Annotated in this window: 23 protein-coding genes; 11 read left to right on the forward strand and 12 right to left on the reverse strand. The window is 72.8% G+C overall.

The annotated features are described in order from the left end of the window. Positions 1–80 precede the first annotated feature (80 nt). The 5 genes from OG570_RS39435 (at position 81) to OG570_RS39455 (ending at position 3,135) form a co-directional block, all read left to right on the forward strand. The gene (locus tag OG570_RS39435; RefSeq protein ID WP_326953894.1) at positions 81–674 is read left to right on the forward strand and encodes an NADPH-dependent F420 reductase; all 594 of its coding nucleotides are present in this window, start codon (positions 81–83) and stop codon (positions 672–674) included. A gap of 125 nt (positions 675–799) precedes the next feature. Continuing rightward, positions 800–1,237 carry an ATP-binding protein gene (locus OG570_RS39440; RefSeq protein ID WP_326953895.1) on the forward strand — a complete coding sequence of 146 codons (438 nt, stop codon included), beginning with the start codon at positions 800–802 and terminating at the stop codon, positions 1,235–1,237. 68 nt (positions 1,238–1,305) lie between these two features. Beyond that, on the forward strand, positions 1,306–1,683 hold the full coding sequence (locus OG570_RS39445; RefSeq protein WP_326953896.1) for an STAS domain-containing protein: 378 nt from the start codon (positions 1,306–1,308) through the stop codon (positions 1,681–1,683). A gap of 89 nt (positions 1,684–1,772) precedes the next feature. Next, the gene (locus OG570_RS39450) at positions 1,773–1,982 is read left to right on the forward strand and encodes a DUF2188 domain-containing protein (protein WP_326953897.1); all 210 of its coding nucleotides are present in this window, start codon (positions 1,773–1,775) and stop codon (positions 1,980–1,982) included. 166 nt (positions 1,983–2,148) lie between these two features. After that, complete coding sequence (locus tag OG570_RS39455) at positions 2,149–3,135, forward strand: esterase/lipase family protein (RefSeq protein WP_326953898.1); 987 nt, start codon at positions 2,149–2,151, stop codon at positions 3,133–3,135. Between the two features lie 50 nt (positions 3,136–3,185). On the opposite strand, the gene OG570_RS39460 is transcribed toward OG570_RS39455, so the two are convergent. Continuing rightward, positions 3,186–3,665 carry a hemerythrin domain-containing protein gene (locus OG570_RS39460; RefSeq protein ID WP_247051105.1) on the reverse strand — a complete coding sequence of 160 codons (480 nt, stop codon included), beginning with the start codon at positions 3,663–3,665 and terminating at the stop codon, positions 3,186–3,188. Positions 3,666–3,726: 61 nt separating this feature from the next. After that, positions 3,727–4,917: a zinc-dependent alcohol dehydrogenase gene (locus OG570_RS39465; protein WP_326953899.1), complete on the reverse strand. Its 1,191-nt coding sequence runs from the start codon at positions 4,915–4,917 to the stop codon at positions 3,727–3,729. 192 nt (positions 4,918–5,109) lie between these two features. Here OG570_RS39465 and OG570_RS39470 point away from each other — a divergent pair, with 192 nt between their 5' ends. Beyond that, a complete protein-coding gene (locus tag OG570_RS39470) occupies positions 5,110–5,517 on the forward strand; it encodes an ATP-binding protein (protein ID WP_326948914.1) in 408 nt (135 codons plus the stop codon). Positions 5,518–5,520: 3 nt separating this feature from the next. Here the strand turns inward: OG570_RS39470 and OG570_RS39475 are convergent, their stop codons facing one another. Both OG570_RS39475 and OG570_RS39480 read right to left on the reverse strand, forming a co-directional pair. Continuing rightward, positions 5,521–5,937: an STAS domain-containing protein gene (locus tag OG570_RS39475; RefSeq protein ID WP_326953900.1), complete on the reverse strand. Its 417-nt coding sequence runs from the start codon at positions 5,935–5,937 to the stop codon at positions 5,521–5,523. A gap of 233 nt (positions 5,938–6,170) precedes the next feature. Continuing rightward, positions 6,171–6,641: a MarR family winged helix-turn-helix transcriptional regulator gene (locus OG570_RS39480; RefSeq protein WP_247051101.1), complete on the reverse strand. Its 471-nt coding sequence runs from the start codon at positions 6,639–6,641 to the stop codon at positions 6,171–6,173. A gap of 71 nt (positions 6,642–6,712) precedes the next feature. On the opposite strand from OG570_RS39480, the gene OG570_RS39485 reads away from it, so the two are divergent. Further along, positions 6,713–7,912, forward strand: a complete 1,200-nt coding sequence (locus OG570_RS39485; RefSeq protein ID WP_326953901.1) for an MFS transporter — start codon at positions 6,713–6,715, stop codon at positions 7,910–7,912. A 4-nt stretch (positions 7,913–7,916) separates the two neighbouring features. Here OG570_RS39485 and OG570_RS39490 read toward each other — a convergent pair whose 3' ends face one another. From OG570_RS39490 to OG570_RS39500, 3 genes are all read right to left on the reverse strand, one after another. Further along, complete coding sequence (locus OG570_RS39490) at positions 7,917–9,674, reverse strand: SGNH/GDSL hydrolase family protein (RefSeq protein ID WP_326953902.1); 1,758 nt, start codon at positions 9,672–9,674, stop codon at positions 7,917–7,919. Positions 9,675–9,687: 13 nt separating this feature from the next. Continuing rightward, a complete protein-coding gene (locus tag OG570_RS39495; RefSeq protein WP_326953903.1) occupies positions 9,688–12,888 on the reverse strand; it encodes a family 78 glycoside hydrolase catalytic domain in 3,201 nt (1,066 codons plus the stop codon). Positions 12,889–13,046: 158 nt separating this feature from the next. Continuing rightward, the gene (locus OG570_RS39500) at positions 13,047–13,940 is read right to left on the reverse strand and encodes a TIGR03619 family F420-dependent LLM class oxidoreductase (protein ID WP_326953904.1); all 894 of its coding nucleotides are present in this window, start codon (positions 13,938–13,940) and stop codon (positions 13,047–13,049) included. A gap of 154 nt (positions 13,941–14,094) precedes the next feature. Here OG570_RS39500 and OG570_RS39505 point away from each other — a divergent pair, with 154 nt between their 5' ends. Next, positions 14,095–15,159 carry a serine hydrolase domain-containing protein gene (locus OG570_RS39505; RefSeq protein ID WP_326953905.1) on the forward strand — a complete coding sequence of 355 codons (1,065 nt, stop codon included), beginning with the start codon at positions 14,095–14,097 and terminating at the stop codon, positions 15,157–15,159. Positions 15,160–15,171: 12 nt separating this feature from the next. Here OG570_RS39505 and OG570_RS39510 read toward each other — a convergent pair whose 3' ends face one another. Next, positions 15,172–17,859 carry a helix-turn-helix transcriptional regulator gene (locus tag OG570_RS39510; RefSeq protein WP_326953906.1) on the reverse strand — a complete coding sequence of 896 codons (2,688 nt, stop codon included), beginning with the start codon at positions 17,857–17,859 and terminating at the stop codon, positions 15,172–15,174. A gap of 122 nt (positions 17,860–17,981) precedes the next feature. Here OG570_RS39510 and OG570_RS39515 point away from each other — a divergent pair, with 122 nt between their 5' ends. Then, a complete protein-coding gene (locus OG570_RS39515) occupies positions 17,982–18,407 on the forward strand; it encodes a hypothetical protein (protein WP_326953907.1) in 426 nt (141 codons plus the stop codon). Here the strand turns inward: OG570_RS39515 and OG570_RS39520 are convergent. The 3 genes from OG570_RS39520 to OG570_RS39530 all read right to left on the reverse strand — a co-directional run bounded on the left by OG570_RS39520 (position 18,395) and on the right by OG570_RS39530 (position 22,867). Then, positions 18,395–19,876 (reverse strand): glycosyltransferase family 39 protein, encoded by a 1,482-nt coding sequence (locus OG570_RS39520; RefSeq protein WP_326953908.1) that lies wholly within the window; start codon positions 19,874–19,876, stop codon positions 18,395–18,397. The two genes, OG570_RS39515 and OG570_RS39520, sit on opposite strands and share 13 nt — an antisense overlap. Next, positions 19,860–20,585, reverse strand: coding sequence for a TetR/AcrR family transcriptional regulator (locus OG570_RS39525; protein WP_326953909.1), 726 nt, complete (start codon positions 20,583–20,585; stop codon positions 19,860–19,862). Before OG570_RS39525 ends, OG570_RS39520 begins: the two co-directional genes overlap by 17 nt. A gap of 332 nt (positions 20,586–20,917) precedes the next feature. Further along, the gene (locus OG570_RS39530; RefSeq protein ID WP_326953910.1) at positions 20,918–22,867 is read right to left on the reverse strand and encodes a potassium transporter Kup; all 1,950 of its coding nucleotides are present in this window, start codon (positions 22,865–22,867) and stop codon (positions 20,918–20,920) included. Positions 22,868–23,034: 167 nt separating this feature from the next. On the opposite strand from OG570_RS39530, the gene OG570_RS39535 reads away from it, so the two are divergent. Beyond that, complete coding sequence (locus OG570_RS39535; protein WP_326953911.1) at positions 23,035–24,489, forward strand: phospholipase D-like domain-containing protein; 1,455 nt, start codon at positions 23,035–23,037, stop codon at positions 24,487–24,489. A 12-nt stretch (positions 24,490–24,501) separates the two neighbouring features. Here the strand turns inward: OG570_RS39535 and OG570_RS39540 are convergent, their stop codons facing one another. Further along, positions 24,502–25,437, reverse strand: coding sequence for an AraC family transcriptional regulator (locus OG570_RS39540; protein WP_326953912.1), 936 nt, complete (start codon positions 25,435–25,437; stop codon positions 24,502–24,504). An 82-nt stretch (positions 25,438–25,519) separates the two neighbouring features. On the opposite strand from OG570_RS39540, the gene OG570_RS39545 reads away from it, so the two are divergent. After that, positions 25,520–25,942 carry a pyridoxamine 5'-phosphate oxidase family protein gene (locus OG570_RS39545; RefSeq protein ID WP_326953913.1) on the forward strand — a complete coding sequence of 141 codons (423 nt, stop codon included), beginning with the start codon at positions 25,520–25,522 and terminating at the stop codon, positions 25,940–25,942. The last annotated feature ends 89 nt before the right edge of the window (positions 25,943–26,031 follow it).

Raw genomic sequence — 26,031 nt, forward strand, 5'->3', positions numbered from 1 at the left:
GCGACCCTACCCGTTGGTTGACATGTGAACCAGTTGCGGCCTACGTTTGGTTAACACGTTAACCACATCGGGAGGACACCATGACCACGCGCCCCGCGATCATCGGCAGCGGCAACATCGGCTCGGCCCTGGCCCGGCTGTTCGCCCGGGCCGGCGTCGAGGTGAGCATCGCCAACACCCGCGGGCCGCAGTCGCTGCCGTCGTTCGGCGCCGGCGTGCACGCCGTGACGCTGGAAGAGGCGCTGGAGAGCGACGTCCTCTTCCTGGCGATCCCGTTCACGGCGGTCGAGCGCTTCGGCAAGTCCCGGCCGGACTGGGCCGGCAAGACCGTCGTCGACGCGACGAACGCGTTCTACACGCCGAACGCCGACGAAATCCTGCAAGGCCGGCTGTCCACCCACTACGTCGCCGAGCAGCTGCCCGGCGCCGAGGTCGTCAAGGCCTTCAACCAGCTGCCGTCCGGGACCCTCGCGGCCGAACCCGCCCCGGGACCGGGCAAACGGGTGGTCTTCCTCGCGACCGACACGCCGGCCGCGGGCGACCGGATCGCGGACCTCGCCGTCGCGCTCGGCTTCGCCGCGGTGCAGCTGGGCCGGATCGACGAAGGCGGCCGCCTGATCCAGGCGCAGAACGCCCTCGTGCTGCGCAACTTCGTCGAGCTGCCGCTGCGCTGAGCACGGCGCTCCGACGGCCGCGGCGGGCGCCGATCCCGAGCGCGGGTAGCCTGCCTGGAGAACACGACAGCCCAGGCAGGTTCCTCACCTCTGGGAACGGGCCCGCGGGAGGAGTCGTTTTGCCGGTGACCTGGGCTCGAGACGACCAGGCCGGCTGGCAGATCCTGGACGTGACCGGCCGCGACCGGGCCGACTCGGCGTCCGCGCGGCACTGGGCCGAAGCCCGGCTCGCCACGCTGGGCGAACCGCACCGCCTCGACGTGCTCATGGTGATCGGCGAACTGCTCGACAACGCCTACCAGCACGCCGACGGCCCCACCCAGGTCCGGCTCCACCGGCTCGCCGAGCCCTGCGAGATCACCGTGGCCGTCGCCGACACCAGCGGCAGCTCGCCGCGGCTGCGCGTCCCCGACGACCACGGCGGCCGCGGGCTGCTGCTCGTCGACCAGCTGTGCCTCGCCTGGGGCGCGAGCTACCACGACGACGGCAAAGTCGTGTGGGGCCGCCTCGGCTGCGCGGAGCCCGGCCTCGCCTGCCCGAAGGACGAAGCCGGCCCGAGCTAGGCAGGCCCCTTGGTATCCGCCGCCGGACCTGGTGGGATGGAACCGGCCACGCGAGTGGAGGAGCTGCCATGGAGACGCCGCGTCCGGACGGCACCGGACCCGCGAACGACCTGCTCACGGTGACCCGGCAGAGCGCCGGTGACGGCGACGTGAGCGTGCGGGCGCGCGGCGAGGTCGACGCCTCGACCAGCCCCGTCCTGGAGGACGCGCTGACCGCGGAGCTCGCCGGCGGCCCGCGACGGCTCACGCTCGACCTCGACTCCGTGACCTTCTTCAGCTCCGCCGGCATCTCGACGCTGGTGACCGTGCAGGGGCGCTGCGCCGACCGCGGGACGAGGTTCGTCGTCCTCGCACCGCGCCGGGTCCGGCGGGTGATCGGCCTCGCCGGGATCGACCGGGTCGTGACCGTGCTCGACTCGGGCGCCCCCGGCCCGGGCGGCACTTGAGCCCTTGATCGGCGGTACCGCGTTTGTGTCGCACCGGGAAGGGCACCCACCTCGGGTAGGACGGCCCACCCACGGTGAAAGGCGTCGGCGTGACCCGGGGAGACGTGCACACGTACTACGAAGACGGACTGTGGAAGAACCGGATCGAGGGCGGCGTCCGCGCCTCGAACACCTCGGCGCGCCGCAGCGACGCGGTGTCGTTCGGGCGCACGATGGCGCGCCGGAAGCGGGTCACGCACTTCGTCCACGACGCGACGGGAAACGTCGAAAGCCGGAAAACGTACGGGCCGCGCTCCTGACGGGCGATTTCGGCGTCCATTCAGGACAGTGAGAACGGCCCAGGCCCGGCAGTGCGTCGGACGTCACCCCGGCGCTTCGGGCCCGGCCGCGTACCGGGCGTCGACGCGGGTAGTCCCCCACCTGAGGCCGGCCGGTCCTGCGGCGGCGAAGCACGGAAGAAGCACCATGACGAAGACGACCGCTTCGGCGCTGCACGCACTGCTGGGCCGGGTCCCCGCGCGACTCGCGTGGCGGTACTGGGCCGGCTCGGTGCTCGAGTCCTCGGCGGGGCACTACGTCACCGGCGTCGCCCACGGGGTGTTCGGCGCGAGCCTGCCCGCTCCCGGCCGGGACGCCATGACCGTCCGAGCGGCCCGAAGAGCCGTCGAGGTCGAGCGCCGGACGCTCGCCGCGGCCTTCCCGGACGCGACCGGCAGCGTGGTGGTCTTCCTGCACGGCCTGGTGGAAACCGAGCGCGGCTGGTTCCGCGGCGCGACCCCCGGCGCCGACTTCGGGACGCGCTTGGCTGCCGACGTCGGCAGCACCCCGGTGTACCTGCGGTACAACTCGGGCCGCCACGTCTGGGAGAACGGCCGTGAGCTCGTCGCGCTACTGTCCGGGCTCGTCGCCGCGTGGCCGGTCCCCGTCACCGACATCGTCCTCATCGGACACTCCATGGGCGGCCTGGTCGCGCGAAGCGCGCTGTACCAAGCACAAGAACAGGGTTCGCCGTGGCTCCCCCGCGTGACGCGCCTGGTGTGCCTGGGCACCCCGCACCGCGGCGCGCCGCTCGAACGCCACGTCGCCCGGCTCGTCGGCGTGCTCGGCCGTTCGGCCGCGGCGGCGCCCCTCGCCCGGGTGCTCGCGCTGCGCAGCGACGGCATCCAGGACCTCGCCTACGGCCACGTCCACCATGCGCAAGGGGATGCCGGGGCCACCTGGCGACCGGAACCCGGCTCGGGCGCGGGCATCCGCCGGTTGTTCGTGTCCGCGACGCTCTCGCGCACCCAGGACAGCACGTGGGGCCGGCTCTTCGGCGATCTCCTCGTGACCCCGGTCGGGAGCGACGACCTGACCGAGGACGCCGACGTCGTCTGGCTCGGCGGGCTGAACCACTTCGCGCTGCTGCACGAGAACGTCGTCTACGAGGCCCTGCTCGGCTGGTTGCGGTGACGGGACCGGCCCGGGCTCGAGTGCGCCCGGGCCGGTTCACGCGACGCGCGTCAGGCGTGCGCGCTGCGGATCTTCAGCGGGTCCTTGGGGGCCTTCGACCGGATGTCGAGCATGGTCTGCCCGATCTCCTGCAACCGCTTGCGCCCCAACGCCTTGCGCACCTCGGGGAACCACTCTTCCTCTTCTTCTTCGACGTGGTGGCGCACGCTTTCGGTGAGCACGGTGACCTTTGCGTCGAAGGTTTCGTCCTTCGGGTCGAGCGTCCGCAGCTCGGCCATCAGCCACACCATCACGTGGTGCTCTTCCACGCTTTCCAGCACGTGGTCGCGCGTTTCCGGAACGGCTTCCCGGGCGACGGGGTAGAAGATCTCTTCTTCGATGTAAGTGTGGGTGGTCAGCTCCTCGATCATCGCGTCGACGAGCTTCCGCTTCTCCTGGTAGGCCCGCTCGCCCGCCTTCTCGAACTGCTTGAACAGCCTTTCGACTGTCTTGTGATCGTCCTTGAGCATCACGATCGCGTCGGTCGACACGGGCAGCCTCCTTCGTCCCCCGGCGGGTACCCGCCGGGGGACGGCCCAACCGGCGTCCCGCTCAGGACCCCGGCCGCAGCAGGATCTTCTGGGCGCCGTCGAGCTTCTTCTGGAACATCTCGTACGCCCGGGGCGCCTCCGACAGCGGCAGCTTGTGCGTGGCGAACCCCTCGACGCCGAGCGGGTCGCCGTCCCCGGTCAGCACCGGCATGATGTCGTCGATCCAGTGGCGGACGTTCGCCTGGCCCATCCGCAGCTGGAGCTGCTTGTCGAACATGTCCATCAGCGGCAGCGGGTCGACCATTCCGCCGTACACCCCGGACAGCGAGATCGTGCCGCCGCGGCGCACGCTGTCGATCGCGGCGTAGACGACGCTCAGCCGGTCGATGCCGGCCTTCTCGGTGATCTTCGCGCCGATCGGCTGCGGCAGCATCGCGACCAGGTTGTGCGCGAGCTTGCCCACCGGGGCGCCGTGCGCCTCCATGCCGACGGCGTCGATCACCGAGTCGGCGCCGCGGCCGCCGGTCAGCTGCCGGATCGCGTCGCCGATGACCTTGTGGTCGCGGGTGTCGATCGCGGTGGCGCCGTGCTCGCGGGCGCGGGCGAGCCGTTCCGGCACCAGGTCGACACCGATGACCTGGCCGGCGCCGCGGTGACGGGCGATCCGGCAGGCCATCTGCCCGATCGGGCCGAGGCCGAAGACCACGACCGTGCCGTCGCGGGGGACGTTCGCGTACTCGACGGCCTGCCAGGCGGTCGGGACGACGTCGGACAGGTAGACGAACCGCTCGTCCGGCGGGCCGTCCGGGACCTTGATCGGCCCGTACTGCGCCTGCGGGACCCGCAGGTACTCGGCCTGCCCGCCGGGCACCTGCCCGTAGAGCTTGGTGTAGCCCAGCAGCGCGGCGCCCTTGCCCTGGCCGGTGACCTGGGTGGTCTCGCACTGCGACTGCAGCCCGCGCTCGCACATCCAGCAGTGGCCGCAGGAGATGGTGAACGGGACGACCACGCGGTCACCCGGCTTCAGGCCGGTCACCTCGGCCCCGACCTCCTCGACCACGCCCATCGGCTCGTGGCCCAGGATGTCGCCCTCGGTCATGAACGCCCCGAGCACCTCGTACAGGTGCAGGTCGGAGCCGCAGATGCCGCTGGAGGTGATCCGCACGATCGCATCGGTGGGTTCTTCGAGCTTCGGATCCGGCACTTCTTCGACGCGGACGTCACGCTTGCCGTGCCAGGTCACTGCCTTCATGGGACTCCTCTGCGGGTGCGGACTACCCGGTTTCCCGCGACGGGCGGGCACAAACCCGGTTCAGCCGGTCGGGGCGTCCGCGAAAAGGGGCGCGAGTCACGGGTAAGCCCGGCGGCTCGGGGTACCTACCGGACAACGACGCCGGCCACCTGTGCTCGCCGGTGTGGCGGACGTCGTCGTGAGGAGTTGTTCATGCCGGTGACCTGGCGCGAAACCGATCGGCCCGGGTGGCAGGTCCTGGACCTGACCGGCCACGATCTCGCCGACCTCGCCGCGGCCCGGCGGTGGACCGAAGCGCGGCTCTCGACCCTCGACGAGGCCCACCGCGTCGACACGATGCTGGTCGTCGGGGAGCTGCTCGACAACGCCTACCACCACGCGAAAGGGCCGATCCAGCTCCGGCTCCACCAGGTGGACGACCCGTGCGAGGTCGTGGTTGCCGTCGCCGACCACGGCGGCGGTGTGCCGCGCATGCGGGACCCGGCCCACGACGGCGGCCGCGGGCTGCTGCTGGTCGACCGGATCTGCCGGGCCTGGGGCGTCAGCGACGACGACGGCGGCAAGACCGTCTGGGGCCGGGTCCCCTGCACGGAAGCCTGAGGGCTAGCAGTCCGGCGCCGGTTCGGTCAGCCGCGGCAGCAGCGCCAGCCACGACAACGCCTCGGCGAGGTCGCGGTAGACCGGCAGCACCCGCTCCAGCCCCAGCGCGGTCAGCGGGCGCAGCACCGACCGCTGCCGGGTGACGAGCACGAACGGGACCCCGGCGGCGTGCGCGTCGGCGGCGGTCTTCACCAGGACGGTCAGCGCCCGCGCCGCGCAGAAGGTGACGGCCGCGGCGTCGACCACGAGGACCGGCGGCCGCAAGGCCAGTTCCCGGTCGAGCGACTCGGCGAGCGAAGCGGCGACGGAGATGTCGAGCTCACCGGCCGCGGCCAGCACCGTGGCCTCGGCCGAGACCGAAACGTCGAACCGCGCCGACGCGAACACGCCGCGCTGACGGGGCAGCGGAACAGCAGGCATGACGGGTGGCCTCCCTCTTCACCGTGAGGCCAAACCGCGGCGTGCACCAGTCCAGTCCCACGCCGGTCCCGGACGGGATCGCGGATGTGGGGTGCGGCGGCTGCTCAGGTGAACCGCTGCACCCCCGACGGTACAACCGATTCACAACCGATGCAGAATCCGGGTCCCGAAGTGCGGTCCCCGGCCTGGTGCGGGCGGCCTGACGAGCGTGCAACGGTTGTGCGACGCGGTGCTCAGGACGCGTCTTCGCCGGGTTCCGGCAGCCGCCCGGCGACGTGGTCGCGGAGCCGGCCCAGCGTGTCGAGCAGGGCGCTGCGCTCCGCGGCGCCGAGGACGGCGAAGGTGTGTTCGGCGTGCGCGTCGTGCAGGGCCTTGATCTCGCCGAGGTGTTCGCGGCCCTTGGCGGTGATCTCGAGCCGGGTGGAGCGGCGGTCGCCGGGGTCGTCGCACCGGCGCAGCAGGCCCTCGTCCTCCAGGCCGTCCACCAGGGACGTGATCGACCGGCCGGTGACGCCGAGCCGGTCCTTGAGCTCACCCATCCGCGGGGTGCCCGCTTCGTCGACGGCGAGCATCAGCAGCACCCGGGACGTGGACCAGCCGCGTTGCTGGTAGGGCTGCCCGGCGTACCGCCGCAGCGCGTGGGTGGTGCGCATGAGCGCGTCGGCCAGCTGCGCCCCGGACGGCGGCGTTGTCTCACTTGACACGCTCCCAGAGTAGCCGCAACCCTCATGTACACAATTGACACTATCCGGGTTGAAACGTCTTGGGGAACATCATGTGGCGAAGCCGTAACTACCGGCTGCAGTTCGCGAGTGCGGTCGTCTCGGCGCTGGGTACGGCCGCCGCCCCGGTCGCGATGGCGTTCGCGATCCTCTACGCGGGCGGCTCGGGCACGGCGGTGGGCCTGGTGTCCGCGGCGGGCACGGTGCCGGCGGTGCTGTTCTTCGCGATCGGCGGCGTCGTGGCCGACCGGCTGCCGCGGCACCTGGTCATCGTGGCCGCGAACCTGGTCAGCGCGCTCGCGCAGGCGCTGTTCGCGCTGGTGGTCTTCACGGAATCGGTGAAGGTCTGGCAGCTGGTGGTCTTCGCCGCCGTCAACGGCCTCGCCATCGCCTTCCGCATGCCCGCCACCGAGGGTCTGCTGATGCGCAGCGTGGACCGGGCGGACGCGAGCAAGGCGTTCGCGCTCTTCCGGACCGGCCTCAACGGCGCCCAGGTCGCCGGGGCCGCGCTCGGCGGTGTGCTGGTCGCGGGCTTCGGCCCGGGCTGGGTACTGGCCCTCGACGCGGCGACGTTCCTCGTCGCGGCCGGGCTGGGGGTGCTGATGGAGGTCGACGGCCACCTGCGTAAGCGCACCGGGCTGCGCACCGAACTGCGCGAAGGCCGGACGGAGTTCGCCGGCCGGCGGTGGTTGTGGAGCGTGGTGGGCCAGTTCGCCGTCGTCAACGCCCTCGGTGTCGGCGCTTTCGCCGTCCTCGGCGCGCTGGCCGCCCACGCGAAGTTCAACGGCGCGGCCGACTGGGGTTTCATCCTCTCGTGCGACGCGGCCGGCATGATCCTCGGCGGCTTGCTCATGGTGCGGTTGCGGCCGAAGCGACTGCTGGTGTCCGGCACCTCCGCGGCGTTGCTGCTGGCCCTGCCGCTCGCGGCGTTCGCGGCGTCGGCGCCACTCCTGGTGATCTGCGCGGCGTCCCTGCTGGCCGGGGTCGGCGTGGAGATCTTCAGCGTCAACTGGCTGACGACGCTGCGGCAGGAGGTGCCGCACGACAAGTTCTCGCGCGTCGCGGCCTACGAGGCACTCGGCTCCTTCGGGCTCACTCCTCTGGGCGCGGCCGCCGCGGGCCCGGCGGCGGACAAGATCGGCCTGGACCGCACGCTGTGGTGCGCGACCGGCGTCATCGTGGCCGCGACCGCCGCGGTCCTCGCGCTTCCCGACGTGCGGCGGATCCGCCGTACGGCAGACAGTCCGAAGTAGACACTCACAGCGCGTCGAGGGGGATGGCCTCGGCCATGGCGCGGTAGCCCGCGTCGCCGGGGTGCAGGTGGTCGCCCGAGTCGTAGACCGGCAGCATGGCCTCCGGGTCGGCCGGGTCGCGGACCGCCGCGTCGAAGTCGACCCAGCCGTCGAACACTCCCGTGCTCGTGCGGATGAAGGTGTTCACCTGGTCGCGGGCCGCCAGGTGGGCGTCGTTGCTGCACGAGCAGCCCTTGATCGGCGTGAGCGTGGCCGCCAGCACCCGGATGTGGGCCGCGTGCAGCTCGGTGGCGATCTGTTTCAGCCCGGCGATGACGGCGTCGGCGCTCGCGTCGCTGTTGATGTCGTTGATGCCCTCCAGCACGATCGCGGTGCGCGCCCCGGGCTGGCTGATCAGGTCGTGGCCCAGCCGGGCGAGGCCGCTCACGCCGGCCGTGCGGCCGTCGGGGAATCCGCTGAAGGCGTCCTGCAGGATGCGGTTGCCCGCGATGCCCTCGTCGACCACCCCGGGCGCGCTGTCCGGGCCGCGCGCGAGCAGGCGCTGGGCCAGGAAGTCCGGCCAGCGGCTGTTGGTGTTCGGGGTCGACGAGTAGCCGTCGGTGATCGAGTCGCCGAAGGCCACCACGGAACCGGCCGGGCCCGCGTCCGCGACGTCGATGCCGCTGAGGATCGTCCAGAAGCCGAACGTGCCGGCGGACGGGAAGTCGCCGGCATCGGCCGTGTGGTCGCCGGTGCCGTCGGCCGTGGTGTACATGTCCTGCAGCCCGACGCTGTGCGCGGGCGCGTTGGTCACGGTCCCCTTCAGGTACAGGCTCACGAGCAGGTCGGCGTCGGCGGGCACCGCGAACGGCAGCGCGTCGCTGACGGCCTGAGCGCCCGCGGGCAACCCGGCTTCCGGTTGCCCGCCGAAGGTCAGGGTGACCGGCGTGTTCACCGGCGTCGCGCCCGCCTGCCGCACCGCGACCGTGGCGTGGCCGACGACCAGCGGCCCGGGGTCGTAGGCGTTGTCGAGCCGGACCCGCACCTGGGAGCCGCCGCGGCTGGTGTGCTCGACCATGCGCAGCGTCCGCTCGGTCCACGGACCCGCGGCGAGGCCGTCGTCCGTCGCCGCGGCCCACGTTCCCGCCCACGGCCCGGCCGCGGGCCGCACGCCGAGGGCGAACACGTGCAGGGCCGCGCCCGGGCTGATCGTGGGCAGCGTGACGGCGGTGGCCGGCGCACCCGGGTCGAGCGGGACCGACACCGTGTACAGCTTGGCGGAGAAGGCGTTCGGTCCGCTCGGGGTGTTCCACCGCGGGAACGACACGGTCATCCGGTCACCCGGCCCGAAGTACCAGTCGGGCGCGCCGAGCTGGAAGTCCTGAACGTGCCCGTCCGCGTACTCGATCGTCCCGGTCCCGGCGGACGCCGTGCCCGTGCTCGTCACCAGGAACGACAGCGCCGCACCGGAAAAGGCGCCCTCGATCCGCTGACCGGCGGCGACGACGTTGTCGGGTGCGCCCGGGCTGTAGGCGGGCAGCGCCAGCGCTGCGCCGTCGACGGTGACCGTGCGGCCGGGAGCCCAGCCCGCGGCGGCCAGGTCTTCGGCGATGAGGCTGTGCCCGCTCCCGTCGAGGTCGGCCGCGCCCGGCTGGGCGGCGGTGCTGACGCCGACGTTGTCGAAGGCCGCGGCGAGACCCGGGTAGCTGACGGCCGCGGCGGCCGTGCCGACCGGGGTGACGAGACCGGCGACCACCAAGGCGGCCAAGAGGATGCGCTTCACGAGGGACTCCCAGTCAGTCGCAGTGGCGGGCGGTGAACGTCCAGGTGCCGGAGCCCACGGAGAACCGGTTCGCCCCCGGCAACGGTGTCGCACCCGGCGGCGCCGTCACGCCCGTACCGGGGACCGTCACCGTGCCGGTCGTGTTGGCGGGCACCGTGACGGTCAGGTCCAGCCGGCACCCGGACTGCGTCCACGCCGACGAAACCGGGCCGCGGACCGTGTCGAGCGACGCCGCCACGTGCCCGAGACCGGTGGGAACCTGTGGTGCGAAAGCGATCGCGGCGTAGCCGGGCGCGGCCGGGGTGATCCCGGCGAACTGCGTGTACAGCGCGGCGTTGACGCCCGCGAACATGGCGTGGTCGTGGGTTTCCATGCCGGACTGGTACGTCCACTGCTCCCACGGCGTCGTCGCGCCGCGGCCGATCTCGTACCCGAACCCGGGGTAGGTCTTCTGGTCGAGCACGGTCAGCGCGACGTCGATCCGGCCGACCTTGGCGAGCGCCTCGGGCAGGTAGCGGGTGCCGAAGATGCCGGTGTCGAGGTGGCCGCCGTTCTTCGTCAGGATCGTGTCGACGAGCTGCGCGCCGACGGCGGCGAGCTTGTCCGGCGGCACGATGCCGAAGGCGAGCGGCAGGACGCTGGTTGTCTGGCGGCCGTCGCCGTAGGTGTTGCCTGCGGCGTTGAGGAAGTGCGCGTTGAACGCGTCGGCGATCGACGTCGCCAGTCCGGCGAAGTGGGCCGCGTCGGCCGTGTTCCCCAGTGCCCGCGCGGCTTTCGCGACGTCGTCGGCCTGCCGGAACGACAGGGCCGTGTTGACGATCGACCGCTCGCTGAAGCAGTCGCCCGCCGACGGGTTTCCCTGACCCCCGTTGGCGTTCGGGCCGCGGTCGGGCGGGCACCAGTCGCCGAACCCGCGGTCGTCCGGCCAGATCCGGCCGGGGTAGGCGGCCGCGTTGGTGTCCACGAACGCCGTCATCTTCGGGTAGGTCGCGGCGAGGCGCCCGAGGTCGCCGTACTGCTCGTAGAGCGACCACGCGAGGTCGACCGATCCGCCGCCCATGTCCGGCAGCTGGGCGTTGCCCGCGTCGCTGGGCAGCGCCGTGCCGGGCGGCAGGTCCTGTAGGTACTTGCCGTAGAAGCCGTCCATGCCGAAGTCGAGGACGGCCGCGTCGTGGTAGGCCTGCACGTCCATGCCCGGCGGCGTCCGCTCGTCGCGGACCGGGTTGTCGGTGGGCAGGCTCATCGAGTTGTTCAGGACGGCACGCCGGTTGTTCGCCCAGATCGTGTTCAGCAGCGGGTCGGACGTCTCGACGTGCCCGGTGGCCGCGACGTCGGCGTGCGCGACGCGGCCGGCAACGCTGCCGAGGTCCGGCGTGCCCGGGAAGCCGGTCAGCTCGAGGTAGCGGAAGCCGTGGTAGGTGAACCGCGGCTCGTAGACCTGGGTCCCCGCGGCGGATCCGAGCGTGTAGGAGTCGGTCGACGCGGCGTTCCGGTTGGTGCTGGTGTCGAGCATCCCGTCGGCGCCGACCTCCTCCGCCGTGCGCATCCGCACCGTCGTCCCGGCCGGCCCGGCGACGCGGAGCTGCGCCCAGCCCGCGAAGTTCTGCCCGAAGTCGTAGACGTGGACACCCGGCCGGGGCTGCTTAACCGACACCGCGCGCAGGGTCTGCACCACGCGGATCGGCGGCGCCGTGGCGGCGGTGAGGGTGGCGCTGGGCGCCGCGACCGTGCGCACCGGGTGCCAGGACGCGTCGGCGAAACCGGGCCGGTCCCAGCCGTTCTGCTGCAGCCGCGCGTCGTAGCTCTCCCCCGCGTAGAGGTCGTTGGCCGTCACCGGGCCGTCGGACCAGCGCCAGGTGTCGTCGGTGGTGACGGTCCGGGTCGTCCCGTCGGTGAAGGTGACGGCGAGCGCGAGGATGCCCTGTTTCGGGCCCGTCCACCGGAAGCCGTACTGGCTGAACCGCGAGCCGTACCCGTTGCCCAGCCACAGGCCCACGGCGTTGCGCCCGGCGTGGACTTGCCTGGTGACGTCGAAGGAGTCGTAGAGGTTTCGCTGGTCGTAAGGGGTACTGGCGGGCGAGAGGACCTGGTCGCCGGTCTTCTCGCCGTTGAGGTGGAGTTCGTAGAAGCCGAGGCCGTAGACGTACGCCCGCGCGGTGGCGACCGGCTTGTCCAGGACGAACTCGTGGCGCAGCAACGGCGCGTCCGGCGTCTGGGCCAGCAGGACCGGGTCGCCCTGCGGTTCCAGCTGGCCGTCGGCGATGGTGACGCCAGGGAAGCGCGGGTCCGGGACGGCCGAGAAGTCGTCGGAGAACAGCGGTGTGCCGTCGGGCGCGTGCACGGCGACGTTGTCGTAGCGGGCGTCCTCGGCCGTGCCCTGGCTGACGGACGTCCGGAAGCCGAGGGTGCCGGTGGTCGCCGCGCCGACCGTGCGGGAGTCGACCTGCGTGCCGTCGATCGAGGTGACGACGGTGTCGCCGCGGGCTTCGAGACGCAGGTGGTGCGGTGCGCCGACGGTGGCCGGGGTGATGACGGGCGCGAGGTCGGTCTCGCCGAGGAGCGTGAAGGCGCCGTGGCTCTTCACGTGCGGCCGCAGCAGCACTTTGCCCGGCGTCGTGGCCGCGTTGACCTGCCACATCAGGAAGTCGTCGGGGCCGGCGGCGCGGAAGAGGACGCTCGCGGCGCCCGCCTTGATCGTGAAGTCGAGGTCGAGGGTGAAGTCCTGCCACGCGTACGCGCTCCCCGCGTCCGGGCTGATCCAGGCCGCGCTCCCCCAGTCCGCCGGCCCGGTCTCCCACCAGGCGGGCCCGGCCGGTTTTGTCACGCCGCCACGGGAATCCCAAACCTCGACGGTCCAGTAGCTCCGCTTCCCGGCCGCGGCGGCCGCACCGCGGTAGGGCACCGAAACCGAGTCACCGCTCACGACCTTGCCGCTGTCCCAGATGTCGGTGCGACGCGCCGCGAGCAGGCCGGGCGAGCTGGCGACGAGGATCCGGTAGGCCGTCTGCCGCGCGCCGGACCGGTCGGAGCGCAGTTTCCAGCTCAGCGTCGGAGCGCCGGTGGTGGCCAGCGGGTTGACAACGTTGTCGGCGCGCAGATCGTAGACCTCGATCCCCGCGCCGCGATCCCCCGCGAGCGCGGGGGTGCCGAGGAAGAGCGTCGAGAGCAAGGCGCACAGGAAAGCGAGCGCGACTCGTGCGGGATGACCGGACATGGACGCTCCACTCGCGGCCGCAGCCGGCCGACGTCAAATCTTCGCTGATTTGAAACGTTTCAAGTTATCTTATCACCACGCCCGTGACGCAGACAACCGGAACTCGTCGGGAACGCTCCGGTGGTGGCTCACCCGCGGGCGAGCCGCCACCGGGGACTTCAGCCCTGGGCGGTCAGTTCCAGCAACCGGCCGGTGAGGTCGATGTGCTCGTCCACACTGCTGGTCAGGTAGCTGATGTCGATGAAAGTGTGGTCCGGCTCGAGGATCGAGACGATCTTGACGACGGACTCGGCGATGTCCTCCGGCTTCGTGTCCGGGGCCGCGTTCACCCGCAGCGCCGCGCTCAGCGCCCCCGGGTCACGGCCGGCCTGCTCGGCGTCGGCGCGGAGCTTGGCCAGGGTCGAGGTGAGCACGTCCGCGGGGAACGCTTCGGGGATCGACCAGACCGGCAGCCAGCCGTCGGCCCGCTCGGCGACCCGGCGCAGCGACTTCTCGCCGAACCCGGCCAGGTGCACCGGCGGCTTCCGCACCGGCTTGAGGTCGACGTACGACTCCGCGATCTTGTAGCCGACACCCTCGTGGGACACGATGTCCTTGCTCCACCAGGTGTCGAGCAGGTCGAGCAGGTCGTCGAGCCGCTTGCCGCGCTCGGACATCGGGATGCCGACGGCGTCGTATTCGTCCGGCGACCAGCCGATGCCCAGCCCGGGCAGCAGCCGGCCGTTGCTGGCGACGTCGATGCTGGTCAGCAGCCGCGCGAGGTTGGCGGGCTGGTACTGCGTGGCGTTGATGGTGCTGGAGCCGAGGATCACGGTCTCGGTCACCGCCGCGGCGATGGCCAGCGCGGCGAACGGGTCCTGGGCGGTCCGGAACTCGTCAGGCATGGTCTCGTAACCCGGGTAGGGCACCACGGGCTTGACCGGCGACAACAGCCGGTCCCCCACCCACAGACCGGCCGCCCCGGCCTCTTCGGCGGCCCGCGCGTACCGCGCGACCCCGCCCGGCGTGGCCGCCGCCTTGCCGAACACCGGAAGGCTGAAACCAATGCGCATCAATGACTCCCCTGGAGAACGAACGGATCATGGAGGTCCTGGTGCCACTACTACTCGCATCTGGTTGTTCGTTCAAGTAATTCGGCGGCGCGGCTGATCACGGCCTGCGTTAATCCGTTGGCGCCGACGGGGAAACGAGGGTTGGGTACCGCTCATGGCCCACATCGAGGGTACGTGTGACGAACGGTTCGAAGCGGTGCGGGACGCCCTGGCGGCGTCGCTGGACAAGGACGACGTCGGGGCGTCCGTGGCGGTGTACGTGGACGGTGCGCCGGTCGTCGACCTCTGGGGCGGGTACGCCGACGAGGCGCGGACGCGGCCGTGGGAGCGCGACACGATCACCGCGGTCTGGTCGACCACCAAGACGATGACCGCGCTGTGCGCGCTGATCCTCGCCGATCGCGGTGAGCTCGACCTGGACGCGCCCGTGGCCGCGTACTGGCCCGAGTTCGCCGCCGCCGGGAAGGACGACGTGCGGGTGCGGCACGTGCTCGGGCACACCGCGGGCCTGCCGTCCTGGGACGAGCCCCTGACCGTCGAGCGGCTCTACGACTGGCCCGCGATGACCGCGCTGCTGGCGGCGCAGGCGCCCGCGTCGGAACCGGGCACAGTGGGCGCCTACCACGCCGTCACGCAGGGGTACCTGGCCGGCGAGGTGATCCGCCGGGTCACCGGGCGCCGGCTCGGCCGGTTCTTCGCCGAGGAGGTGGCCGGGCCGCTGGGCGCCGACTTCCACATCGGGCTGGCCCCCGAGCACGACCACCGGGTCGCGCCGGTCATCCCGGCCACGACGCGGGCGCCCGGGTTCGCGGACCGCGGGCCCGGCAACCCGGACGTCCCCGCGGCGGTGGCCAACACGGAGGCGTGGCGACGGGCGGACATCCCGTCCGCCAACGGGTTCGGCAACGCGCGGTCGGTGGCCGCCGTGCAGTCGGTGCTCACCTCGGGCGGCCGGGGGCTGCTGTCCGCGGCCGGCTGCGAGCGGGCCCTGGAGGAGCAGTTCGCCGGCGAAGACCAGGTCCTGGGCGCCCGGATCCGGTACGGCATGGGTTACGCCGTGCAGGGCCGCAGCTGTTCCTGGGGCGGCTGGGGCGGATCGCTCGTCATGAACGACTTCGACCGCCGCATGACCGTGGCGTACGTGATGAACCGGATGCTGGAACAAGGCCCGCTGGGCGACGACCGCGGGCTGAGCGTCGTGCTGGCGACGTTCGGCTGACCGGCCTGGGCGTCAGCCGTCGAGGCCCGGCTGGTTCCGCAGCTGCCGGCGGGACGTGATGCCCAGTTTGCGGAAGATGTTGCGCAGGTGGGCATCCACGGTGCGGGGGCTGAGGAACAGCTGCGCGGCGATCTCGTTGGACGTCGCGCCGGTGGCGGCCATGCGGGCGATGTGCGTCTCCTGCATGGTCAGCCGGTCCGCGGTGCGCGCGGACCGGGCCCGCGCCGTTTCGCCGGTGGCGCGCAGTTCCTTCGCCGCGCGCTCGGCGAACGCTTCCATCCCGGCGCCCGTCAGGAGTTCGTGCGCGGTGCGCAGGTGCTCGCGGCTGTCGCGCCGGCGGCCTTCGCGGCGCAGCCATTCCCCGTACAGGAGGTGCGCCCGGGCCCGGTACGCGAGCAGCGGGCTCTCGCCCAGGTGCTCGACGGCGTCGCGGTAGTGGTCCTCGACGCCGGTCACCACGCCGCGCGCGTACGCCGCGACGCCGAGGCCCGTGGCGGTTCCGCTCGCCGCGGTGCGTTCGGTCAGCGACGCCAGGGCCGCGGCGGCTTCGGCGGGATTTCCGGTCCGGGCGGCCGCCTCAACCAGCTCGGGCAGGGCGGCTCCGGCGAGGGAGAGCCCGCCGTGCGCGGTGGCCTGGCGGGCGGCCGCCAGCGCGGCCGGGTAGTCGGCCAGCCCGTTGTGCAGCACGGCCGACGCCCAGTGCACGTTGGCGACCAGCTGGCCCGCGCCGCCGGCGGTCGCCGTCGCCGTGGCGGACTCGAACAGCGCCAGGGCCTCCTCGCGACGGCCGCGCATCGCCGCCAGGTGCAGCCGCGGGTACAGCATCGGCGGCCCGTCGACCGCGTCGGCGATCGCCTCCTCCTCGGCGATCGCCGCCATCGCCTGCCCGGTGTCACCGGTCAGCGCGCCCTGCGAGGCCAGCTGGGCGAGGCCGAGCCGCAGGACGAGCGGCGAACCCGATTCGCGGCCGGTCTTCATCAGCCACTCGGTGATCGCCGCCTGGGCGTGGGGATCCCACATCTCCGACGCGAGCATGATCGCGAGCGCCGGCCGTCGAGTCCACAAGGGACTGTCGACGTCGTCGAACAGTTTGCGCAGCAAGGGAACCGCGGCCCGGTGGTCTCCCCCGGTCACCAGCACCAGCACGTCGAGGACGTCCGGTGACGCCGGCGCGGGCCCGGCGGACCGGACCGCGGCCAGCACCGTGTCCAGCACACCACCGGGCCGGCCGACGAGCAGGCCCATCTCGAGCGCGTCGAGGTAGCACTCGCGCGACCGGTCCGGATCCAGCTCCGCCAGGCGTCGCGCGGCCCGCACCATGAACATCGGGCCGTCGCCGTCGTGGTGCCGCTGGAAGGCGACCTGACCGCGCAGGAGATCGACCTGCGCGTGCCGGATCTCGTCCAGGGCCACGGGTTCGACGACCGTGAGGAGCTCGGCCGCCGCGTCGGGCGCGCCCGCGTCGAGTGCGGCCCGGGCCGCGACGATCGTCCGTTCGACCCGCTTCCCGGCGTCCAGCGACAACGCGGCAGCGCGGTCCAGGAAGGCCGCGGCGGCCACCACCCCACCCCGGGACCGGGCCCGGGACGCGCACCGCTCCAGCTCGGCGGCGACGTCGTCGTCGGGGCCGGCGCAGGCCTGGGCGCGGTGCCAGGCCCGCCGGTCGGGATCAACGGCCGGGTCGGTGACCTCCGCCAGCACCCGGTGGACCGCGTAGCGCTGACCCGCCTCCGCGGCCTGGTAGACCGCCGACCGGGCCAGCGGGTGGCAGAAGCGGACGCGGGTGGCGAACTCGACCAGCCCGGTGGCGGCCGCGGCCGCGCCGGCCGTGGCGACGTCGAGGTCCAGCCGCCGCGCGGCCGGCCACAGCAGGCCCGGGTCGCCGGTCGGGTCGGCGCTCGCGAGGGTGAGCAGCAGCCGCGCGGCGGCGGGCAGGTCCGCCAGCCGGGCCTGGAAGCCGCGTTCGATCCGGGACGGCACCGACGAGGAGTCCGGCGCGGCGAACCCGCCGGCCGTCGAGAGTTCCAGCAACGCCAACGGGTTCCCGCGCGCCTCGGCCAGCAGCCGGGCGCGCACCTGCTCGTCGAGCGTCACGTGGCTCCGCGCCGCCAGCAGCTCCCGCGCGTCGGTGTCGCTCAGCCCGTCGACGTCCACGCCCGGCAGCCCGGCCAGCGCGCCCGCACCCGGCGGCCGGACCGCGACCACCACCGCGACGCGCTCGGCGCCGACGCGACGGGCGAGGAAAGCCAGTGCCTTGGCCGACTCCGCGTCCAGCCACTGCGCGTCGTCGACGACGCACAGCAGCGGGCGTTCCGCCGCCGCGGCCGCCAGCAGCGCCAGGGTCGCCAGGCCGACGCGGAACAGGTCCGGGGTGCCCTCGGCCAGCCCGAACGCGACGCGCAGGGCGTCGCCGTGCCGGCCGGGCAGGTCGGCGAGCCGCGCCAGCACCGGCACGCACATCTGGTGCAGCGCGGCGAACGGCAGCTCCGACTCGAACTCGGCCCCGTCGGCCCGCACGACCCGGAACCCGGGCGCCTGTGCGGCATGCTCCAGCAGCGCGCTCTTGCCGATCCCCGCCTCACCGCGGAGCACGAGCACGCCGCCCTCGCCCACGCGCGCCGCCGTCGTCAGCTCGTCGATCCGCCGGATCTCGGCGCGCCGCCCGAAGAGCGGTCCACGGGGGTGCGCCGGCGTCCGCATCCCGCGAATGCTAGCCGGGCCGTGATCGATCGCCTACCCGGTCACCTAGGTGATTACCGCCGACGCGAACGGCCGTCCGCCGGTGCGAACGTGAAGGCCCGACCAGCTCACCGGAGGCAGCCATGACCACCCAGGACACCGCCCTCACCACCCGCCCCTTGACCACCCGCCGAGATGTGCTCGGGCGGGTCCTGCTCACCATCGCCTCGCTCGCCACCGTCGGCGCGGCCATCCGCGGGATCGTGTACACGAGCCAGGTCGCCGACGACCGGGTCTGGATCGAGAGCTGGCGGATGACCGCTTTCTGGCTGGTGGCCGGGCTGTTCGCGCTGCTCGCCTGGAAACCGCGGGCGCAGCGCGGGGTCTGGGAGCTGCTCTTCGCCCAGAAGGCGTCGCTCGTCGTCATCGCCGTCGCGCTGGGTGACGTGCCCGAGGCCGGCGAGGCCGGGTACGTCGACTTCGGCCTCGTCGTGATCCTCGTGGCGTCGTACTTCCTGTGCCGCGGCTGGCTCGGCTGGCGCCGCACCGAGACCGCTCAGCCCAGGTGAGCCAGCTCCGGCCACAGCTGCGTCCAGGTCCCGCGCGGCTGCCGGCACAGGTAGCTCGCCGCGCCCTTCTCGACCTCTTCGTTCGACAGGCCGCCGGGCAGGGTGAGCGGCGCGATCTCCGTCACCTGCGTCCAGAAGCGGTGCAGGTAGGCGGGGGTGAACTCGCCGACGCAGAGCACGGTGGCGTCGCTGCCCGGGGGCGGCCCCCAGAACCCGTAGGCGTTGTGGCCGCTGGCGACCGGGTTGCGCAGGCCCTCGGCCGGGCCGAGGGTGGTCAACGCGCCGGCTTCGCCGTAGTTGCCGGTGAAGATGACCGTGTCGGCCGGGTAGCGGTCCGCGACCGCGACGATCTGGCGCACGTACTCGGGCCAGCCGTAGGTCTCCATCACGGTGCTGCTCAAGCCGATGCCGTTCGTGATCTTCGGCGGGAACACGGGCAGGCCGATCACGATCGCGAACACGGCCGTGGCGGCGATCGCGATAGGCCACGACCGCCGGCCGTCCCGCGTGTCCGCGGCCTCCACCGCCACCGCGCCGGCGGCGAACAGGCCGGGCAGCATCGGGGCCGCGTAGTAGGACTTGCCCGACGTGACGGCGATGAACACCACCGCGGTGATCGCCACGACCAGCAGCCACCGGTGCGGCCGGCCCGCGCCGGTGCACAACCGGCGTACGCCGATCACCCCCAGGCAGAGCAGCGGCGGGCCGGTCAGCACCAGCAGCAGCAAGGGAACCTGGGTGAGCGCGTTGCCCTCCCGGCCGGACAGCACCCCGGCCATCCGCACGGCCGGCCACGGCCAGCCGTAGGAGGCGTTCCACAGGATGTTCGGCAACGCGATCAGCAGCGCCAGCACGGCGGCCAGCCACGGCCCCGGGGTGCGCAGCACCGCGCGCCGGGTGACGACCAGGCCGAGCCCGATGCCGACGAGCAGCGCGGCGATGGTGTCCTTGTTCTCCAGCCCCAACCCGGCGAGCAGGCCGGCGAGCAGCCACGCCGGGATCGTGCCCAGCCGCAGCGCCCGCGCCGTCGCGACCATGACGGCCAGCCAGCACAGCTGGTCGACGACGGTGGTGCCGAACAACGCCGACGCGGCCACGAACGCCGGGCAGGCCGCCACCGCGGCGGCCGTGACGAGCTGGGCCCGCCGACGTCCACCGAGCTCGGCGGCGAGTTTCGCGGCCAGCAGCACACACCCGGCCGCGGCCGCGATGGCCAGGACGCGCAGCGGCAGCACCCCGCCGGGCAGCGCGGCGGCCAGTCGCGCCAGCGCCGGCGTCACCGGCGGCTGGTCGACGTACCCCCAGGCCGGATGGCGGCCGGTGAGCACGTAGTAGAACTCGTCGCGGTGCCAGCCGTAGCGGGCGGCCACGGCCAGGTGGATCACCGCGACCACCCCGGCGACCAGCAGGACCGGCCGCCACACCACGCGCGGTCCGGTTTCCCGGGTGTCCTCAACCGTCTGCGTCATCGTCATTTCCCCCAGGAGGTGGCTCAGCCGGCAGAAACGCGGCCAGCAACAGGTGGCGCACCGTGCGCCGGCAGTCGTCGTCCTTGAGCATCAACGAGTCCTGGTCACCGTGCCGGTGCCAGGCGAACCAGGCGACGGACTCGACGAGGAACCGCGCCGACGTCGGGACGTCCGGGACCGGACGCAGGTGCCCGGAGCGGATGCGGCGGCGCAGGTAGTCGCCGAGCTGGTCGAGGACCACGCGCCGGCCGCGCACGAAGTGCAGCTCGGCGAGCTCCGGGATGTCCCGCGCGCAGCTCTCGACCAGCGCGAGCAGGCCTTGGTGGCCTTCGATGTAGGCGTACAGCTCGTCGATGATCCCGCCGAGTTCGTCGGCCACCGGCTTGGTGCGCCGGCCGAGAGCGGCGTCCAGCGCCGGAAAGCCGGCGGACGCGACCGACCGCGCGTCGATCTCCGCGATCCCCGCCGGCCCCGGGCTGCCGACCGGAATGGTCAGCCCGGCCGGCGCCTCCGGTTCGGCGAGGTGCAGGAAAGCCAGGTACAGCAAGGCTTCCTTGCTGTCCACATAGGTGTAGAGGGCGCCGTGGCTCAGGCCGAGCACGGCGGCCACGTCGGAGATCCCGGCCGCCTTGTACCCCTTGCCGGTGAACACCCGCGCCGCGGCCGCGGCGATCTCGCCCAACGGCCGCGGCTGTACCCGTCCGCGCATGCGGTGAGTATTGACTGAACGAGTCAGTCAGTCAAGAGGTCGTGCTACGCGGCTCCCCCGAGCTCGTCGCGGGTCAGGCTTCGAGCGCCCAGCGCACGTAACGCATCTTCGGGGTGAAGCCGGCCTTGGCGAGGAGCCCGGACCCGGCTCGACGCGCAGCCCGCCGGGGATCGCGGTGGCCGGGATCGCGGTGCCGGGCGGGTGCTCCCCTCCGCTGGAACCAGCGGACCGGCGTGAAACCGCGGGAGCGGACGAGTTCGCGTCGACGTCGAAGGCGCCCAGGCTCGCGCGCTCCAGGTCGTCCACGCGGCCGACCGCAATGGCCGCCCGGTTCACACCTCGATGTGCGAGCCCATCACGACCGTGCGATCGCGGGGCAGCGCGAACTGCTCGGCCGCGTCCGCGGTGATGAACGACGTGGCGATGAACAGCCGCTTGCGCCAGCCCGCCATCGTCTTCGCCTCGCCGAGCTGGAGCTCGATCTTCGAGAGGAAGTACGACGCGTCGTCCACCTGCAGCCGGCCCTCCGTCTCCTTCGGCTCGAGGGACCGCAGCGCGGCGGGGACGTCGGGGCGCTCCATGTAGCCGAACCGCGCGCTGACGTGGGTGATGCCGTCGTGGGCGTGGCCGAGGTCGTCGACGACCGTGCGCTCGCTCTCCGGCACCCGGGGCACCGGCTCCGTCTCGATCGAGACGATCACGACGTGCTCGTGCCGGACGTGGTTGTGCTCCGCGTTGGCCCGCATCGCCAGTGGCGCGGTCACCTTGCCGCGGTTGAGGAAGACGGCCGTGCCCGGGACGCGCTGGGTGACGGGCTTGTCGTTCTCCAGGTCGTCGATGAACTCGCGCAGCGAGCCCTCGTGCTGCTCGCGCTCCGCGGTGACGATCTGCCGGCCCCGCTGCCACGTGATCATGACGGTGAACACGGTGAGGGCGATCAGCAGCGGCAGCCACGCGCCGTGGATCAGCTTGGTCAGGTTGGCCGCGACGAACAGCAGGTCCACCGACAGCAGCACGGTCGCGCCGAGCCCGATCAGCCACTTCGGCGTGCCCCACTTCACGCGGGCGACGTAGAAGAACAGCAGGGTCATGATGGTGATCGTGCCGGTCACCGTCATGCCGTACGCGTAGGCCAGCGCCGCCGAGCTGCGGAACGCGAAGACCAGCGTCAGCACCGAAACCAGCAGCAGCCAGTTGATCCACGGGACGTAGATCTGGCCGATGTTCGACTCCGAGGTGTGCCGGATCCGCAGCCGGGGCAGGTAGCCGAGCCGGGCGGCCTGCGCCGTGACCGAGTACGCGCCGGTGATGACGGCCTGGGACGCGATCACGGTCGCGGCGGTGGCCAGCAGGACCATCGGCAGCCGCGCCCAGCCGGGCACGAGCAGGAAGAACGGGCTGCTGATACTGGCCTGGTCCGCCAGGATCAACGCGCCCTGACCGAAGTAGCTGAGCGTGCACGCGGGAAGCACCAGGAACAGCCAGCCGCGGGTGATCGCCCGCCTGCCGAAGTGGCCCATGTCGGCGTAGATCGCTTCGGCGCCGGTGACCGCCAGCACGATCGCGGCCAGCGCGAAGAACGCGATGCCGAAGTGCCCGGCCAGGAAACCCAGGGCGTAGGTCGGCAACAGCGCCTTCAGGATCTGCGGGTGGCCGGCGATCCCGCTGATGCCGAACGCTCCGATCGCGGCGAACCAGACGATCATCACCGGCCCGAACAGCCGGCCGACGGTCGCGGTCCCCTTGCGCTGCACCAGGAACAGCAGCGCGATGATGACCGCGGCGATCGGTACGACCAGCTCGCCCAGCGCGGGCTCGACGATCTTGAGCCCCTCGACCGCGGACAGCACCGAGATCGCCGGGGTGATCATGCTGTCGCCGAAGAACAGCGAAGCGCCGAAGATGCCCACGCCGGAGAGCACCAGCGCGGTCCGGGCGCCGCGCTGCCCGCTCCAGCGCCGCAGCTGCGTGATGAGCGCCATGATGCCGCCCTCGCCGTCGTTGTCGGCGCGCATGGCCAGCAGCACGTAGGTGACCGTGACGATGATCATCACCGACCAGAAGATCAGCGACACCACGCCGTAGACGTTGTCCGTGCTCACCGGGACGGGGTGCGGGTCGCTCGGGCTGAACACCGTCTGCAGGGTGTAGATCGGGCTGGTCCCGATGTCGCCGAACACCACGCCCAGGGCCCCGATGACCGCGGCGAGCCGCACGGCCTCGCGCCCGCTCGGCGCGTGTCCCGGGGCCACCGGATCGGCGGCCGGGTTCTGATCAGCCATGACGTTCCCCTCCGAGCAGGCAGCCGGAACCCTCGTCGCCCGGTGCACCGTGCCGGACCCTACCGACACCCGGGCCGCTCCCCCGGCGCCCCGGCCCGCGACGCGCCGACCGGGTAGCGGAGAGTCACTGCGCGGCGGACCGGGCCGATCTGTAGTGCCATGGAGGGGTGACGACATTCCACTCCTTCCTGGACAAGGCGGACGAGCGGCTGGGCGACCGGCTCGAGCACGTCCTGTGCGCCCACCACCGGCGGCGGCTGCGCGGGCTCGGCTGGGGTGACGTCCTCGAGCCCGGCGGCCCGGCCGGCCGGTTCGGCGGCCGCGCCGCGGTCCGCGACGGCAACCGCGTCGAGATCCTGATCGACGGCGAAGAGGCGCTGCCGGCCATCCAGGACGCCATCCGGCACGCGAAGTCCCACGTCCACATCGCCAACTGGCACGCGAGCGCGGACTTCCGGCTGACCCGCGAGCCCGGCGCCCCCACCCTGCGTGAGCTGCTCTCCGAGACCGCCGGCCGCGGGGTCGACGTGCGGATCCTGCTGTGGGGCGGGCCGCCCGTCCCGGCCTTCAAGCCGACGCGGGGCCTCGCGAAGGAAGAGCAGCGGAAGCTCACCGAGGGCACCGGCGTGCGCTGCGTGCTGGACTCGCGGGAGCGGACCCTGCACTGCCACCACGAAAAGCTGGTGGTGGTCGACGACGTCGTCGCGTTCGTCGGCGGTGTCGACTTCACCGCGCTCGAAGGCGACCGGCACGACAGCCCCGACCACCCGCCGCGGCAGATCGGCTGGCACGACCTGGTGTCCCGGCTCGAAGGACCGATCGTCGCCGACGTCGCCGGGCACCTCCGGCACCGGTGGACCGAGGTGGCGGGCGAAGAGCTGCCGGCGCCGAAGGTGCCCGAACCGGCCGGCGAGACCCGCGTGCAGCTGCTGCGGACGGTGCCGAACAGCACCTACGACTTCGCGCCGAAGGGCGAGTTCACCATCCTCGACGGCTACCTGCGGGCCCTGCGGTCGGCGCGGCGGCTGATCTACCTGGAGAACCAGTTCCTGTGGTCCCCCGAGATCGCCGAGGTGCTGCTCGACAAGCTGCGCAACCCGCCCGAGGACCGCTTCCGCGTCGTCCTGCTGCTGCCGCGCAAGCCCAGCAACGGCGCCGACACCACCCGCGGCCAGCTCGGCCGCCTGGTCGACGCGGACGACGGCAACAACCGGCTGCTGGCCACGACGATCAGCGCGCACGAGGGCGACACCGCCGCGCCGGTGTACGTGCACGCGAAGCTCGGCATCGTGGACGACGAGTGGCTGACCGTCGGGTCCGCGAACCTCAACGAGCACTCGCTGTTCAACGACACCGAGGTCAACATCGCGACCGACGACCGGGACCTGATCCGCGCGACGCGGCTGCGGCTGTGGGCCGAGCACCTGGGCCGCCCGGTGGCGGAGCTGGACAAGGACCCGGCGGACGTCGTCGACGACCTGTGGCGGCCGCTGGCCGAAGAACAGGCGAAGCGGGAACGCCGGGGCGAGCCCCGCACGCACCGGCTGGTGCTGCTCCCCGGCGTCTCCCGCCGGGCCGGCCGGCTCCAGGGCCCGCTGCGGGGACTGCTGGTGGACGGCTGACGTCCGTGCGCTTCAAGCGTTGGAAACCGCCGAAGGCGCGCGCCGGTACTCGCTCGGGTTGGCGCCGCGGACCCGCTTGAACGCCGCGCTGAACCCGAACGGATCGGCGTAGCCCACCGCGCGGGCGACGTCCGCGATGGTGGCGGTTTCCCGCTCGGTCAACAGATCCGCCGCGAGCGTCATCCGCCAGTGGGTCAGGTACGTGAGCGGCGGCTCGCCGACCAGGTCGGCGAAGCGCTTGGCCAGCGTCGACCGCGAGACGCCGGTGCGGTCCGCCAGCGCCGCGACCGTCCACGGCGCCGCCGGTTCGGCGTGCAGCAGGCGCAGCGCGTCGCCGACCACCGGGTCGCGCTGGGCGGACCACCAGGCCGGCGCCCCGCTCCCGGGGCGGTCGAACCATTCGCGCAGCGTGCACACCAGCATCCAGTCCAGCAGCCGGTCGAGGACCACCTGCTGACCCGGCGCGTCGACGGCGACCTCGGCCGCGAGGTGGTCCAGCACGGCGTCACCGGTGCCGCCGCCGGCCGCGCGCAGCACGACGGGCAGCGCGTCCAGCAACCGGCGGCTGAGTTCGCCGCGCACCGGGTACGCGCCGACGATCAGCGTCGTCGCGCCGCCGTCGTCGTCGGCCCAGCCGAGCCGGTGGCGGGTGCCGCCCTGCTCGGGCGTCGCGCAGAACTCGCCGCACGCGACCGGTGCGGCCCGGGTGCCGACCTCGTCGACGAAGGTGAACGTCGCGGGCCCGCGCACGACGACCGTCTCGCGGGCGCGCAGCGGTTCGGGCGGGCCGTGCTCCGGCACGATCCAGCCCGCCCCGTCGACGACGGTGCACAGGGTCAGCGGCGCGCCGTCGACGAACTCCAGCGCCCAGGGCGGGGACAGCGTCGAGCTGCCGAACAGCGAGCCGTGGGCTCGCACCCCGCGGATCAGGTCGTCGAACACGTCCACCCGGCCGAGGTTAGACGAATGGACAGGCGATCCGGGCTTTCACCTATGGGATTGTCCGAGCGAGCCGGGTTGAATCGGCGTCATGAGCACCGACGCCCTGACCGCCGAAGACCTCGAGTTCCTCCGCCGCCCCCTGCACGGCTTCCTGACCGTGGCCGCGGGCCCGGTTCCGCCGCAGCCCCGGCCGGTGTGGTTCGAGGCCGCGCCTGACGGCACGCTCCAGCTGTTCACCGAACCGGACGCGCTCAAGGTGCGACGTCTGGGCCGCGACCCGCGCGCCTCGATCGTCGTCGCCGCGCCGGTGGGTGAACGCGAGCGGTGGGTCTCGGTCGCCGGCCGCACCACGCTGGAACCCGGCGGCGCCCACGACCTGGCCCGTCGCCTGGCCGCCCGCTACTGGGACCTCGGCGACCCGGCCCGGGCCGCGGACCTCGCCGGAATCCTGGCCGTCGATCAGCTTCGCCTGGTGATCCACCCGGAGTCCGTGCGCCGCTACACGTACTGATCGCCACTCAGGCTGCGAGTTGAGTGCACGCCTGTACACTCAATCAGCATGATCGCCACCACCTGGTCCCACGAGGTCGTGACCGCCGG

Origin of the sequence: Amycolatopsis sp. NBC_01286 (genome assembly GCF_035982555.1) — a bacterium.
Taxonomy (GTDB): Bacteria; Actinomycetota; Actinomycetes; order Mycobacteriales; family Pseudonocardiaceae; genus Amycolatopsis.